Origin of the sequence: Carnobacterium sp. ISL-102, assembly GCF_018612935.1 — a bacterium.
GTDB lineage: Bacteria > Bacillota > Bacilli > Lactobacillales > Carnobacteriaceae > Carnobacterium_B > Carnobacterium_B alterfunditum.
Window position 1 is genome coordinate 1 of the sequence record NZ_JAGGRF010000015.1, and the last position, 14,829, is coordinate 14,829.

Below are 14,829 nucleotides of genomic sequence, written 5' to 3' on the forward strand. Positions count from 1 at the left end.
AAATAGCAATGGCCTTTTCAGAGAGTTTTTCCCAAAACAAACGAATTTTGATACTATTCTCACCGAAGAAGTTGAAGAGGCTCTTTGCTTGATTAATAATCGGCCAAGAAAATGCCTGGACTGGAAAACAGCATACGAAGCGTTTATGGAAAAGGTGTTGCACTTAATTTGACAAACCGTCACTTTAAAAAAGGAAAACTGTGAAAGTTTCATAAAATAAGGGAGCAATATGGAATCAATGATTCCGTCCGTACACAAAAGGAAATTCTTTTGTATGAGGGCGGAGTTTTTGTTTGCTTTTAATTACTGAATAGAAAGAGGATCGAAAGGCCAAGGATAATAGAATTCAGGCAGTTTTATAGCTCTATACAAACAAATTCGGTCACTCTATAAAAGGATAGAATAGTATGAAAATCTGATGAAAAAAAGCCGTAGTACAGCAATGTCCGTTGACAAGAGACATTAAGAGTCTATGATAGATACTGAAAAACGATTAAAGTGTACTTATGAGGAGCGGAACCCATGGTGAATTTTTCGGATCGTCAAAAAAAATTATTGTCTTTATTATTAAAAAGTGACGAGCATATTAAAAGCGATTACATTGCAGGAGAGTTAACAATTTCAAAGAAAACAGTGCAGAGAGAAATTAAAAGTATCAATATGCTGTTGAAAGAGCTGAAGACAAATGAGATAGAGTCTTTAAGAGGAAAAGGGTATGCCATTCCTTATGAGTCAAAAAAGGCTATCCAATTTGTTTTTAAAGATTATGAAGATAAGGATGCTTTGATTCCAAATATGCAACAGTCACGGATTGAATGGATAATCAGAAAATTTGCTGTTTTGAGCATGGAGGAAAAAGAGTACACCTTAGAAAATTTTGCAGATGAATTATTTGTAAGTTTGACAACTCTTAAAAAGGATATGAATAGTGTGAAAGATGTCCTGCAAAGGTATAACCTTCAGCTATCCAAAATTTCAAATAAAGGGTTGAAATTAAAAGGAGAAGAAAAAAATATTCGCCAATTAATTGTAGATTATTTAGTTCTTGAGCAAAGCGAATTGCATTTAGACAAAATATTCAGCATATCATCTACAGATAAAGTTTCTGTCGAAGAAATTATAATCTGGAATATTAGGAAATATCATATTCCGATAACTGATATAGGCTTTAGAAACCTGATCATACATGTCGAAATTGCCATTTCGAGACTTAGGCTAGATAATGGTAGCATTGATCAAAAACCAAATATGATTGAAGAAGAATCTGATGAATACTGTTGTGCAAAGTCAATTGCTAAAGAAATAGAAACCAGAATTCATTTGCATATTCCTGAAAATGAAATAGTTAATATTTATTTACATCTTTTGGGACAAAAAAGAATGTTGATACGTGAGGACACACTAAGCAATAGATTAAAGACTCCTGAAAGCGAATTGCTCGAAAGAGTCCTAGTTGAAATTAATGAAATGTATCAATTAGATTTTAGACAGGATGACATCTTGAAAAATGGCTTACTCTTACATCTTGAAAGTGCGCTGCATAGAATTCGGCTAAATATGCCAATCAATAACGAACTAATTGAAGAAATAAAAAACAACTACCCGTTTCCGATGCAATTAGCAAAAATCTTATCCAGCTCGCTAGAAAAAATATTCAATATAAAAATTGATTTTAATGAAGTAGGTTTTTTGACTTTACATTTCTGCGGTGCTCTTGAAAGGGCAAATTCAATTCAATCAAATAAAGAAATACGGGCTGTGGTAGTTTGTACAACCGGATTAGGAACTTCTGTTTTATTAAAAGCTAAACTTCAATCAAAGATTAATTCAAATATAAAAGTTGTTGGTGTGTATGCAATGTATCAACTAGATGATATAGAGTTTGCAAATATTGATATTATTATATCTACTGTACCTTTGCCAAAAAAATATTTAATTCCAGATGTAGTTATTACACCAATTGTTAGTGACAATGATATGGAAAAAATTCGTGAATTTATAACTTATGGTCCCAATGAGTTTTCTCTCTCCAGTTTATTTTATGAAGAATTGTTTTTTGCGGAATTAAATTATACGACAAAAAATGAGTGCTTATCTGTAATGACAGATAAACTTTATCATCTTGGTTTTATAGATGAAAAATGTAAAGAATCAATTTATGCTAGAGAAGATATGGCGACTACTGAAATTGGTAATGGAGTATGTGTACCCCATAATATGGACGGGAAAGTTTTTCGTTCCTCTATCTGTTTTGGGATCATAAAAGATCCAATATTATGGGAGTTTGGGAAAGTTCAATTGATCATTATGATTATCGTGGATAAAAAAGCGATAAGAGAATACAATGAATTATTTTTAGAAATATATGAAAAAGTTGATTACCAATACAAAGTTGACGAATTTATCAAACAAAAAAATTTCAATTACTTGAAAAAATTATTTAATTAGGAGGAAAAGATAATGAAAAAAATAATTGTAGCGTGTGGAGCAGGTATTGCCACTAGTACGGTAGCATTAAGAAAATTAAAAGATGGTTTGGAAGCTAGAGGTAAAGCAGATTCTGTGAAATTCACACAAACTTCTTTAGCTGAATTGCCTTCAACTGTAAGCGGACACGATTTAATTGTAACAACAGCACAAGGAGGAAGTGGATATGGTGTGCCAGTTCTTTCTGGTTTGGGTTTAATTACAGGAATAGGGATAGATAAAATAATTGATGATGTAATCAAAACGTTAGATTTGTAGGAGGGATTGTATGTTTTCAGAAGATTTAATATATTTAAATGAAAGTTATCATTCACAAGATGATCTTTTCAATCAAATTTCAAAAGATCTTTTGGAAAAGGAATACGTTTATGATAGTTACCAAGAAGCACTGAAGCAAAGAGAAATGAAATATCCAACAGGGTTACAAACAGAAGTATGTGGTATCGCAATACCACATACAGATGCGATACACATCAAAAAACAAGCGATTGCCGTTGTTAAATTAGATAAGGGTATTATGTTTAAGGAAATGGTCGGAGATGCCGATGTTTCGGTTAAATTACTTTTTTTCTTATTAGTGAAGGAAAAAGAAAGCCAAGTCCAAGTGTTAAGTAATTTAATGGGTTTATTTTCAAATAAACAATTTGTTAATGCTTTATTACAGTCTGAAAGCAAAATTCAAATATTAGAAACTATAAATAATGAAATAAAGGAGTGACATTATGGGGATATTGAATTATTTAGTTGATCTAGGTGCAGCAGTAATGATGCCAATCATTTTTACCGTTTTTGCTTTAGTATTAGGTGTTAAATTTGGTAAAGCATTAAAATCAGGTTTAATGGTCGGGATAGGTTTTACAGGATTAAATGTTATCATTTCTTTATTGACTGACAATTTAGGACCAGCAGCGGAACAAATGGTCCAAAACTTTGGGTTAAACCTACGAGTACTTGATGTAGGATGGCCTGCAGCGAGTGCAATCGCGTTTGGCTCAGCGATAGGGGTACTAATAATCCCAGTTTGTATCGTTGTAAATTTACTTATGCTTTTCACTAAGACTACAAAAACAATAAACGTGGATATTTGGAACTATTGGCATTTTGCTTTTACGGGTTCAATGGTATATCTGATCACAAATGACATTATCGTCAGTCTAATCATGGCAGCAATCAATATGATCATCATTATGGTTATAGCAGATAGAACAGCACCAATGGTAGAGAGAGAATTAGGATTACCTGGAATATCAATTCCACATGCTTTCACAGGCTCATTTGCTCCAATTGCGTTTGTATTGAATGCAATTATGGATAAAATACCGGGAATCAACAAAATAAAACTGGATGAAAAAGAATTTCAAAAAAAATTTGGAATATTTGGAGATCCAGCAATTCTAGGAACATTGGTAGGTATCTTGTTAGGGATAGTGGCCGGATATGATATTAAAAACTCACTAAATCTTGCAATCGTTATGGCAGCAGTTTTGGTTTTAACTCCCAAAATGGCAGCTGTCTTGATGGAAGGCCTAATGCCTATCAGTGAGACTGTACAACAAAAAATTCAAGAGAAATTTAAAGGAAATAGTAAATTGTATATTGGTTTAGATTCAGCAGTTGGTGTAGGAAATCCCGTTACTTTAACTATTTCACTTGTGATGGTTCCGATAACGATTCTATTAGCTTTCCTTATTCCAGGAAATGAATTTCTTCCATTTGCAAGTTTAGCTGGGTTGCCTTTTATGTTTGTTTTAATTGCTCCACTATGTAAAGGAGATTTCTTCAGAACATTAGTGGTCGGTATCATAATCGTTTCCGGAGGACTTTTAATAGGAACAAATATTGCTCCTATCTTTACACAAGCTGCTGCTGCAGCAAACTTTTCTGTTCCAGAAGGATCAAGTTTAATTTCGAGCATTGATTACGGCAGTTCGTGGTTACCATTTGTAATTGTAAAGATTTCAAAATATAAATGGATCGGCGTAGCTGTATCATCTGTCGTTGCACTATTATTAATGTATTGGAACAGAATTTTAATCATTAAAGAAGATAAAGTTGAAGAAAGCATAGAGATCAAAATATAAATTGATGAACAGATTCTATGCATCAAAAGTATGCACAATCTAAAATAAAATCTAATTTAAGTAGCGTGGACGAATTGTCTCACGTTGCTTTTTTTATAATTTAAATGAAAGAGGGCATATAATTTTACAGGGATTTTCACACTCATAAGCAATACTTCCGGCCACTTTTTTCTTAAAAAAATTTATGAAAATAGGCATGAATGAATTTCTTCATCCACACCAAAAATTAATTATCCGTTCATCAGTAGTTGAAAAAGAGCATATTTCTTTATCTAAAGCATGTCGAAAAAGTTCATCCACAACGGTATTTTTCTTTAACCAAATTTAATAAGAATTACGATTAAACGCGGAAATCTAAATAATCTACTTTTAAGAAATTTTTGATAGCTAAGGCTGTTGCACCTAAAAGTGAAGCTTTAGTTCCAAGCTGAGATTCGTAAAGGGGAGTATCCTTATTAAATGAGCTTACCATTTTATCTTTAACTGTTGGTAAAATACAAGGGATTTTTCTTGTTAAAGAACTGTTTATATAAATGATTTCAGGACCAAAAGTGGCAATAAGGTTATTAATACCTATACTTAAGTTATCAATAAATTTATTGATAAGATTCAAACTTTGTTCATCATTTCTTTCAAATAAAAGGACTAAATCATCAATTGATAAAGAAAAATCATTTTTTAAAGATTGAAATTGATTCATGATCGATTTTTCTGAACAATACTGTTCGAAACAACCATGATTTCCACAAGGACAAGCTAGACCATGGGGGTAAAGAGTCATGTGTCCAATTTCTCCACTTCTTCCGTTGAGACCACCATATAAATAACCATTCATAACAATACCAGCACCAATACCGCTATTGATACTCACGCTCACAAGGTTATTCTTTTTTGATGAAAATGTACTTTCTGCAAGAGCAGTCAAGTTAGCTTCATTTTCTAGATGAATAGGAATATCTGTAATTTTAGATAAATCTTTAAATAAGTTGATTTTATCTAAGTTGTAATAAGGAGTAAATAAGATATTGTTTTCAAAAACGATTCCATGGATTGCTATAGTAACACCGACAATTTTATAAGGAAGTTCAGTTGCTAAATGGGTATATGATTCAATAATATCTTTAATGATTTCTACTACATTTTCTTTTGTAATTAAAGTACCTGTAGTTCTTTTTTCCTTTAAAATCTCTCCATTTAAGTAGGTCAGCATAGAAGAAACATAATCATATCCTACGTCGATTCCTAGGGAAACTCCAGCGTGTTTATTTAATTGGAGCAAGATAGGTTTTCTTCCTCCAGAAGAAGACCCACTACCGATACCAATTTCATCGATTATTTGATCATTCATGAGCTTCTTTACAATTTCTGATATAGAAGCTTTATTTAAACCAGTACGTTTAGAAACGGCAGAACGTGATATTTTCGAATGGTTTATAATATTTGTTAAAACAATTGCTTCATTTTGTTCTCTGATTGTATATTTATCTGCAATCATTGAAATCAATCCCTTTTGTTTTTATTTTTGTTATTAGTTTATCTTATCAAATATTTAGTAGTAATACTTTAATAATTAACTCAATAGAATAGGTAAATTCATTTAAAATAGTATGTTTAGCTAACAAACTAAATGTACCATAAATTTAACACATATGAAATATTAAACCATACTTTTGTATTAATAATAAAATATAGGATAAAAGCTCATTAATGCGCTATGTAAGCGCTTGACAAAAAGGAGAGAATGAACTATTATTTATTTATGTTAGTTTATCAAACTAACCAACCAGAGATATTTTAATTATTATACAAAAAAAGGAGGATAGTATAAAGAACCTTCCTAGTTAAGGAAGAGGGATTTCGCAAAACTATTCGTTTACTGTCGTTAAATCAACGTAATGAGGAGGTTGTACTAAATAGAGACAAATCTTCAAATTCTTTATTTGAAATAAACCAGATTATTATTCTCGTATTTAACTATTCATTACATACTAAATTAGGATAAGAAGGAGCATAAAACTATGAAAAAATTTATTTTAGCTTTCTCATTGATTACTTTAGCAACATTAAATACTGCTTGTGGAGATGCAAGTGGATCTGAAGATGATAAAGGAACGATTGGGATTTCAATGCCGTCTAAATCTCTTGAACGTTGGGAAAAAGATGGTAACAATATGGTTGCTGAATTTGAAGCCTTAGGGTACGAAACGGATATTCAATATGCACAAGATGAAATTCAAACACAAGCTTCACAAATTGAAAATATGGTTACAAAAGGCGTGGATGCGATAATTATTGCTCCTATCGATGGAGAAGTTTTATCTGATTCTGTTAATTTAGCTGCTGGACAAGAAATCCCAGTAATTGCATATGATCGACTAATAATGAATACAGATAAAGTTAGTTATTATGCTACTTTTGATAACTTTACTGTTGGTAAACTACAGGGAGAATATATTGCTGATCATTTGAATTTAGAAAAAGAAAAAGGACCATTAAACATAGAATTGTTTGCTGGAGCACCAGATGATAACAATGCCCATTTCTTCTTTGAAGGTGCTATGTCAATTCTTCAACCTTATATTGATGAAGGTGTATTAATAGTGAAAAGTAACCAAACTGATTTTGCAACAATAGCTATTGAAAATTGGAGTTCTTCAATTGCACAAACAAGGATGGATAATCTTTTGACTAGTAGCTACTCAGATGAAACTAAAGTAGATGCTATACTTTCCCCTAACGATGCAGTTGCCCAAGGGGTTGTTTCTTCACTTAAAAGTATGGGCTATGGTGACGATGCAAGACCAATGCCTGTTATAACTGGACAAGATGCAGAAGCTGCTTCTGTTAAATCAATTATTAATGAAGAGCAAACAATGACTGTGTTTAAAGACACTTCTAAATTAGCAAAAATTACAACACAAATGGTTGATGCCCTATTAAATGATAAAAAACCAGAAGTAAATGACACAGAAACATACGATAACAATGAGATAGTTGTTCCAACTCATTTGGTTGATCCAGTATCTGTTGATATTGATAATTATCAAGAAATATTGATCGATGGAGGATATTTAGAAGAATCAGACGTCAAATAAACAAAAATCGTCCTTATTTCTTAATAAAATAGAATATAGGGATGATTTACATTTTAAATAAAGGTTGTGATGAAATGTCAAATATTCTTGAAATGCACAATATTACAAAAGAATTTTCAGGTGTAAAAGCATTAAATAATGTAACCTTTACAGTTGAAAGTGGAGAAATCCATGCACTAGTAGGCGAAAATGGCGCAGGGAAATCTACACTAATGAAAGTATTAAGTGGTGTGTATCCTTTTGGTGAATATTCGGGTGATATTGTTTATAAAGGTAAGACCAGCCAATTTGATGGAATTAAAAGTAGTGAAAAAGAAGGAATCGTTATTATCCATCAAGAACTTGCAATGGTGCCTTTTATGTCGATAGCAGACAATATATTCTTGGGTAATGAACAAGCTAAAAGAGGTGTTATAGATAAACAATTAACGCTTGAAAAGGTTAAGCATCTAATGGATATCGTTGGACTAAAAGAAAATCCTGAAACACTAGTTGCAAATATTGGAGTTGGGAAACAACAATTAGTAGAGATTGCTAAAGCATTTTCTAAAGAGGTTAAGCTCTTGATTCTTGATGAGCCGACTGCATCATTGAATGAAGCAGATAGTGAAAATCTTTTGAAATTACTATTACAGTTCAAACAACAAGGAATTACTTCTATTATTATTTCACATAAGTTAAATGAAGTAATCGAAGTTTCTGATCATGTGACTATTATAAGAGATGGTCAAACTGTTGAAACAATTTCTAAAAATAAAAATGAAATTACAGAAAATCGTATTATAAAAGGTATGGTTGGAAGAAGTCTAGAAAATAGATATCCAGAACACATTAGTAAAATAGGCAATGATTATTTAGAAGTTAGGAATTGGTCTGTATATCATCCTTTGAGAGCAAATGTAAAAGTAGTCGATAACGTTAACTTCTATGTTAAAAAAGGGGAAATTATCGGTTTCGCTGGTTTAATGGGTGCCGGAAGAACTGAATTGGCTAAAAGTATTTTTGGAAAGAGTTATGGACTGAACATTTCCGGGGAAATTATTAAAGATGGAGTAGAAATTAATATAAAAAATACAAAAGACGCTATAAAAAATGGTTTTGCATATGTAACGGAAGACAGAAAAGGCGATGGATTAATTTTAATTGACGATATTATGCATAATATATCTATTGCAAGTTTGGAAAACATCTCCAAAAACTCAGTAATAGATAAAAATAAAGAAATACAACAAGCAAAAAATTATCAAAAGAAATTAAATATTAAATCTAATAACATATTTCAAAATGTAGAAAGTTTGAGTGGTGGTAATCAACAAAAGGTAATATTAAGTAGATGGATTGCTACAGAGCCAGATGTTTTATTTCTTGATGAACCAACTCGTGGCATTGATGTAGGCTCGAAGTATGAAATCTATAAAATAATACAAGAACTTTCAGATCAGGGGAAGTCTGTAATCGTATTATCTTCTGAATTACCTGAGCTACTTGGAATATGCAATAGAATTTATACAATGAATGAAGGTAAATTAACTGGAGAGTTTGATATTGAAAATGCAAATCAAGAAAAGTTAATGGAATACATGACATTAAAAGTTTAGAAGGAGGAAATAGGAGTGAAGAGCGAAAGTGTAATCAAAAAAACGGGAACAGGTAGTAATGACTTCTCAAAATCTTTAAAAAATATATTTGGAAAATATAGTATGTACATTTTTCTTGCCGTAATTATTGTGCTATTTCAGATATTGACTGATGGAATACTTTTGAGACCAATCAATATTACTAATGTAATTTTACAAAATAGTTATGTGTTTATTTTGACGATTGGAATGTTGATGTTAGTTTTATTAGGTGATATTGATTTATCTGTGGGATCAGTAATGGCTTTTACAGGTGCGATTAGTGCTATGCTAATTATTAATTATGACTTAAATCCTGTAATTTCAGTAATAATCTGTCTGTTAATTGGAGTAGCAATTGGGGCATGGCAAGGTTTTTGGGTTGCATACGTAAATGTACCTGCGTTCATTGCAACCTTAGCTGGACTCCTAACATTTAGAGGATTAACGATTGTTATTTTAGATGGAAAAACGATAGCATCCTATCCAGATATTTTCCAATCTATTGGAAGCGGTTTTATTCCGGATTTGTTTAATGGAAGTCTTCATATCGTTACTCTTTTAATAGGAGCTGCAATCACTGTAGGATATGTATTTATATCTTTAAAAGATCGAGATAAAAATCAAAAACTCGGTGCGGAAATCGAAGCAAAATCATATTTTATAAGCAAACTAATAGTTTTTTCTCTCGCAATTACATGGATTACTTACGTATTAGCGAATTATGAAGGGATTCCTAATGTGTTAATTATTGTTGTGGCTTTCGCTTTACTTGCTAAGTACATCACTAGTCGAACAACAGTGGGGAGACATCTCTATGCTATTGGTGGAAATGAGAAAGCAGCCTCTCTTTCAGGTATCAATACAAAAAAAGTTAAGTTTTTGACTTTTGCGTTTATGGGTTTTATGGCAGCTGTTGCAGGATTGATATTCTCAGCTAGGTTAAATGCTGCTTCTGCCTCTGCAGGTGATGGTTTTGAGCTAGATGCTATTGCTGCATGCTATATTGGAGGGGCATCAACTTCTGGAGGAATAGGTACTGTAATTGGTGCATTAGTAGGAGCAATGGTTATGGCCCTTCTAAACAATGGAATGTCCTTAATGGGGGTAGGTGTGGATTGGCAACAAGCAATTAAAGGTTTAGTATTATTATTTGCTGTTGCAATTGATATTTACAATAAGAAAAAGAAAGAAAATTAAATACTGATTATTAAAAGAAATATAAAAAAATCTTGTTGATCCAGAATAAAAGTTTATATGATTACTGTAGATTTGTAATTCTAAAATAAATTTAAAATAGCGAGTAGTTATAAAACAAGCGTTTTATAAGCACTTGCTATTTTTATTGAGTGGTTATTTTAGTAAGCAGAAAAGATCGAATTGAAAACTTCTTCATTTATATTCAGAATATTAAATAAGATACATTAACAAAAATATATTGTTTAAATAGAATTGAAAGCGCTTGACAAAAATATCAAAAGGATTTATTATTTATTTGTAAGTTAGTTCATTAAATAAACTAACTGAAGAAATCGACTATTAATAGGGGGGAAAGATGAGGAGATACTTATAATACTAATTGCTTCGTTTTTAACGATTTAGAATCCTATCTATAAAGTGTTTTTAGCAAAAAAACAAGATTTTTAGTTTTATTGATTTTATAAGTATTTATTCATGCATAAAAATCTTTACATAGACAAAAATGGTATACGTATAAAAATTATTCTAATTTAACAAGAAATGTACTGAATTAGAGTATTAAATATATAGTGAAACGAAAAGGAGGACCTTTAATTTTTGTTTATGGTGAAAGGTAAATTCTTTATATACAGTTAAATTTTATCTAGTAATCTTTTAATTAAAAGGAATCCAATTTTTATACACTAATGGAGGTAAGAAGATGAAAAAAAAATGGGGTATTCTGTTAACCGCAAGTATGGTAACTCTCTTAGCAGCATGTGGCAATACTAGTGAGGAAGGAAGCGCTAATGAAAAAAGTACTAATGAAAAAAACGGTGAAAAAACAGTAGAAATTTGGTCGTTTACTGATGAAATTTCAACAATGGTAAACGATTATTATTTACCTAGCCATCCAGATTTAGATTACAAAATTAATGTAGTTACTACGCCAACAGAGCAATTTGAAGCAAAGTTAGACCCTATATTAGGATCTAAAGACGCACCGGATGTCATTTTGATGGAAGGAAACTTTGCAAAAAAATATGTTGAGTCTGGTATGTTGACCGATTTAGATCAATTTTCTAGTTTATCTGAAAATTTAGAAAATACTTATGATTATGTTAAAGAAGTAGGCACGAACAAAGATGGCGTACAAGTCGCAAATGCTTGGCAGGCAGCGCCAGGAGCATTCTTTTACCGAGATAGTTTTGCTAAAGAATATCTTGGTATAGACAGTCCTGAAAAGATGCAAGAAGCAATCTCTACTTGGGATGGCTTTTATGAAACAGCTAAAAAAATAGATGAAGCTTCAAATGGTGAGTTAGACATGATATCTAGTATAGAAGATTTATCTTTTCCTTTCTACAGTACTAGAGAAAAAGGTTGGGTAGTAGACAATAAACTTGAAATTGATAATAATATTACAGAACTATTGAAACTAGCAAAGAAAATGAATGAAGAGGGTCTAATGTTAGATGCTCCTCCTCAAAGTGAGGCCTATTTTTCAGGAATGTCTAATAACAAAGTATTTGGTTACAGCTTACCTACATGGGGACTACATTTCTGGTTAAAACCTAATGCAGAATCATCTGATGCTTCAAACTCTACTGAAGGTGATTGGAAAATGGTAAAAGGTCCGGCTACGTACTTTAGAGGTGGTACATGGATGGGAGTTACAGAAACATCTGATGATAAGGAAGCAGCAGCAGATATCGTCGAATATTTAACTACTGACCCTGAATTTTTGAAACAATGGGCTGAAGATACTGGAGATGTTGTATCCAATAGTACTGTAGTCGATGAAATAAAAGGAGACTTTTCTGAAGAGTTCTTAGGTGGCCAAAATCACTATGAACAATTTGCAGAACAAATTGATTCCATTGATGCTTCTATTGTTACAGAATATGATCAAACGTTAAATACGCTTTTCAATGATTCAGCTTTGATCCCTTACTCAAAAGGCGAAATAAAACTTGACCAAGCTATAGATGACTTTAAAAATGCAGCAAAAAATGCTTATCCAGATTTAGAAATTGATTAAGCTTTAAGACTTGAAATGAGGAATAGCAATGTCTAGAAATTGCTATCCCTTTTTTAAAAGAGTTAGGAGGATTCTACCGTGTTAAGAGAAGACACTGTTTTAAGTAAGGAGAAAACTAAAAGAAAAAAAAAGAGTTTAGAAAGTTATAACAATTATGGTTATATTTTTCTAGTACCATTTTTTTTAGTTTTCCTATTTTTTAATTTATATCCTACACTTTATACCATTTTGCTTTCATTTACTGATTTAAGTGGTTGGGATACAGAATTTAAATTAGTAGGTGTTCAGAATTTTATTAATCTATTTAATAATGCTTTGTTTCTCAAGTCTCTAACAAATACACTTATTTTGTGGACAATGAACTTTATACCACAGATCGTTTTGGCAATGATTTTAGCTTTTTGGTTCTCAAATAGAAGATTAAATTTGAAGGGAACAGGTTTCTTTAAAACAATATTTTATTTGCCAAATATTATTACAGCCGCTTCTGTAGCACTGATCTTCTATTCTCTGTTCAGTTATCCTGCTGGACCATTTAATATGTTGCTACTTAAATTTGGAGTATTAGATACTCCGTTTGATTTTTTTAGAAGCGTAATGGGAACCAGATTAATTGTTTCATTCATTCAATTTTGGATGTGGTATGGACAAACGACTATTGTTCTACTAGCAGGGATATTAAGTATTGATGAGTCGCTATTTGAAGCAGCTCGTATAGATGGAGCTAGTGATTGGGACGTTTTTAAAGGGGTCACCTTACCATTACTAAAACCAATTACACTTTATGTATTAATAACATCATTAATAGGTGGGTTACAGATTTTCGATATTCCACTCCTATTAACGAATGGAGCTCCTAGTAACAGTGTAGAAACTTTGATGACCTTCATTTATAAACAAGCTTTCCAAGGAAGCAGAAGTTTAAACATTGCTTCAACTGGATCAGTAGTTCTTTTAGTCATTTCAATTATTTTTAGTCTATGTATTTTTAGATTTTTTAAAGAAAAAAGGTGAATTGAATGAAAAATGATAAATTAATTGCTAAAAGACAAAGAATGTTGATATATATTTTCTTTGGAATATTAACATTTCTTAGTATTATTCCTTTTTGGATCGTACTTGCAAATGGAACTAGATCTTCTGAACAGATTCAACAAGGAATATCTTTATTTGCAGGAAGCAATTTAAAGTATAATTGGGATGTACTAATGAATAAAGGTTTCGATATTTTTGGCGGGTATACAAATAGTTTTATTATTGCAAGTCTATCTACAATATTAACTTTATACTTTTCTTCTTTAACAGCATATGGGTTAACCGCTTATAAATTTAAAGGGAAAACCTTTATGTTTTCAATGATTATGTTTTTGATACTAATTCCACCTCAAGTCAGTATGGTAGGATTTTATCAATTTATGAGTAAGTTAGGATTATTGAATAGTTATATTCCATTGATTCTTCCTGCTATTGCTGCTCCATCAACTGTGTTTTTTATGAAACAGTATTTAGAAACTGTTTATCAGAAAGAAATAGCAGATTCAGCAAGAATGGACGGCGCGGGAGAACTCAAAATTTTTCATACGATTATATTACCATTACTTAAACCAGGTCTAGCAACTATGGGGATCTTTAGTTTTGTAGCTTCTTGGAATAACTTTTTAATGCCATTAGTATTGATCAATGAACAAGATAAGTATACCTTGCCTATGTTGATGCAATTACTTAAAACAGATACCTATAGAACAGAGTACGGAAGCATGTATTTGGGCATATCCTTGTCTATCGTTCCTTTACTGATGATTTATCTACTCTTATCAAGATACATTATAGGTGGTGTTTCAGCGGGAGGAGTAAAAGGATAAAGGAGCTAAGAGTTGTTTTACTAAAAAATTTATTTTGAGATATTTATCTATAAATATTTCCGACCAAAAGAAGAATCAAGTTCATGTTAAAAACAAAGAAAAAAACAAATGAAAACGTTGACAAAACAAAAATAAAGTTTTATGATTAATTAAGTTAGTACGACGAACAAACAAACGAAAAGATTTATTACTTTAATAAAAATTAGGAGGACTATACATTATGACATACTTTCCATCTATCGATAAAATTAAATATGAAGGTGCCGAATCAACAAATCCTTTCGCATTCCGTTATTACAATCCGGAAGAAGTAGTACTAGGAAAAACCATGAAAGAACAGTTGCGTTTCTCAGTGGCTTATTGGCATACATTTACAAATGATGGGTCAGATCCATTTGGTAAAGGCGTCAATCAAAGAGATTGGTTAACGGATGACCCAATGGAAACGGCAAAAAACAGAGTAGAAGC

11 protein-coding genes and 2 pseudogenes are annotated in these 14,829 nt (G+C 31.5%); 12 read left to right on the top strand and 1 reads right to left on the bottom strand.

Annotation, left to right across the window (positions count from 1 at the left end):
• The 5 genes and pseudogenes from J7E16_RS11425 to J7E16_RS07540 all read left to right on the top strand — a co-directional run.
• A pseudogene (locus J7E16_RS11425) lies at positions 1-172 on the top strand (IS30 family transposase); the annotation flags it as partial.
• A gap of 350 nt (positions 173-522) precedes the next feature.
• Complete coding sequence (locus tag J7E16_RS07525) at positions 523-2,448, top strand: BglG family transcription antiterminator (RefSeq protein WP_214890520.1); 1,926 nt, start codon at positions 523-525, stop codon at positions 2,446-2,448.
• Between the two features lie 12 nt (positions 2,449-2,460).
• On the top strand, positions 2,461-2,745 hold the full coding sequence (locus tag J7E16_RS07530; RefSeq protein ID WP_214890523.1) for a PTS sugar transporter subunit IIB: 285 nt from the start codon (positions 2,461-2,463) through the stop codon (positions 2,743-2,745).
• Positions 2,746-2,755: 10 nt separating this feature from the next.
• Complete coding sequence (locus J7E16_RS07535) at positions 2,756-3,205, top strand: PTS sugar transporter subunit IIA (RefSeq protein ID WP_214890525.1); 450 nt, start codon at positions 2,756-2,758, stop codon at positions 3,203-3,205.
• Positions 3,206-3,209: 4 nt separating this feature from the next.
• Positions 3,210-4,568 (top strand): PTS galactitol transporter subunit IIC, encoded by a 1,359-nt coding sequence (locus J7E16_RS07540; RefSeq protein ID WP_214890527.1) that lies wholly within the window; start codon positions 3,210-3,212, stop codon positions 4,566-4,568.
• A 340-nt stretch (positions 4,569-4,908) separates the two neighbouring features.
• On the opposite strand, the gene J7E16_RS07545 is transcribed toward J7E16_RS07540, so the two are convergent.
• On the bottom strand, positions 4,909-6,063 hold the full coding sequence (locus J7E16_RS07545) for an ROK family transcriptional regulator (RefSeq protein ID WP_214890530.1): 1,155 nt from the start codon (positions 6,061-6,063) through the stop codon (positions 4,909-4,911).
• Positions 6,064-6,586: 523 nt separating this feature from the next.
• On the opposite strand from J7E16_RS07545, the gene chvE reads away from it, so the two are divergent.
• From chvE to J7E16_RS07580, 7 genes and pseudogenes are all read left to right on the top strand, one after another.
• Complete coding sequence (gene chvE / locus J7E16_RS07550; RefSeq protein WP_214890533.1) at positions 6,587-7,663, top strand: multiple monosaccharide ABC transporter substrate-binding protein; 1,077 nt, start codon at positions 6,587-6,589, stop codon at positions 7,661-7,663.
• Positions 7,664-7,704: 41 nt separating this feature from the next.
• Positions 7,705-9,261, top strand: coding sequence for a multiple monosaccharide ABC transporter ATP-binding protein (mmsA, locus tag J7E16_RS07555; RefSeq protein WP_502756794.1), 1,557 nt, complete (start codon positions 7,705-7,707; stop codon positions 9,259-9,261).
• A 9-nt stretch (positions 9,262-9,270) separates the two neighbouring features.
• Positions 9,271-10,479: a multiple monosaccharide ABC transporter permease gene (gene mmsB, locus J7E16_RS07560; protein ID WP_502756795.1), complete on the top strand. Its 1,209-nt coding sequence runs from the start codon at positions 9,271-9,273 to the stop codon at positions 10,477-10,479.
• 700 nt (positions 10,480-11,179) lie between these two features.
• Positions 11,180-12,499: an ABC transporter substrate-binding protein gene (locus J7E16_RS07565; RefSeq protein ID WP_214890537.1), complete on the top strand. Its 1,320-nt coding sequence runs from the start codon at positions 11,180-11,182 to the stop codon at positions 12,497-12,499.
• Positions 12,500-12,577: 78 nt separating this feature from the next.
• Complete coding sequence (locus tag J7E16_RS07570) at positions 12,578-13,513, top strand: carbohydrate ABC transporter permease (protein ID WP_214890539.1); 936 nt, start codon at positions 12,578-12,580, stop codon at positions 13,511-13,513.
• Between the two features lie 5 nt (positions 13,514-13,518).
• Complete coding sequence (locus tag J7E16_RS07575; RefSeq protein WP_214890542.1) at positions 13,519-14,361, top strand: carbohydrate ABC transporter permease; 843 nt, start codon at positions 13,519-13,521, stop codon at positions 14,359-14,361.
• A gap of 220 nt (positions 14,362-14,581) precedes the next feature.
• Positions 14,582-14,829, top strand: a pseudogene (locus tag J7E16_RS07580) (xylose isomerase); the annotation flags it as partial.

Coding starts and splice junctions, on each gene's coding strand:
- J7E16_RS07530 (WP_214890523.1), top strand. CDS start 2,461: ATGAAAAAAATAATTGTAGCGTGTGGAGCAGGTATTGCCACTAGTACG.
- J7E16_RS07535 (WP_214890525.1), top strand. CDS start 2,756: ATGTTTTCAGAAGATTTAATATATTTAAATGAAAGTTATCATTCACAA.
- J7E16_RS07565 (WP_214890537.1), top strand. CDS start 11,180: ATGAAAAAAAAATGGGGTATTCTGTTAACCGCAAGTATGGTAACTCTC.
- J7E16_RS07525 (WP_214890520.1), top strand. CDS start 523: ATGGTGAATTTTTCGGATCGTCAAAAAAAATTATTGTCTTTATTATTA.
- mmsA (WP_502756794.1), top strand. CDS start 7,705: ATGATTTACATTTTAAATAAAGGTTGTGATGAAATGTCAAATATTCTT.
- J7E16_RS07545 (WP_214890530.1), bottom strand. CDS start 6,063: ATGATTGCAGATAAATATACAATCAGAGAACAAAATGAAGCAATTGTT.
- chvE (WP_214890533.1), top strand. CDS start 6,587: ATGAAAAAATTTATTTTAGCTTTCTCATTGATTACTTTAGCAACATTA.
- J7E16_RS07540 (WP_214890527.1), top strand. CDS start 3,210: ATGGGGATATTGAATTATTTAGTTGATCTAGGTGCAGCAGTAATGATG.
- J7E16_RS07575 (WP_214890542.1), top strand. CDS start 13,519: ATGAAAAATGATAAATTAATTGCTAAAAGACAAAGAATGTTGATATAT.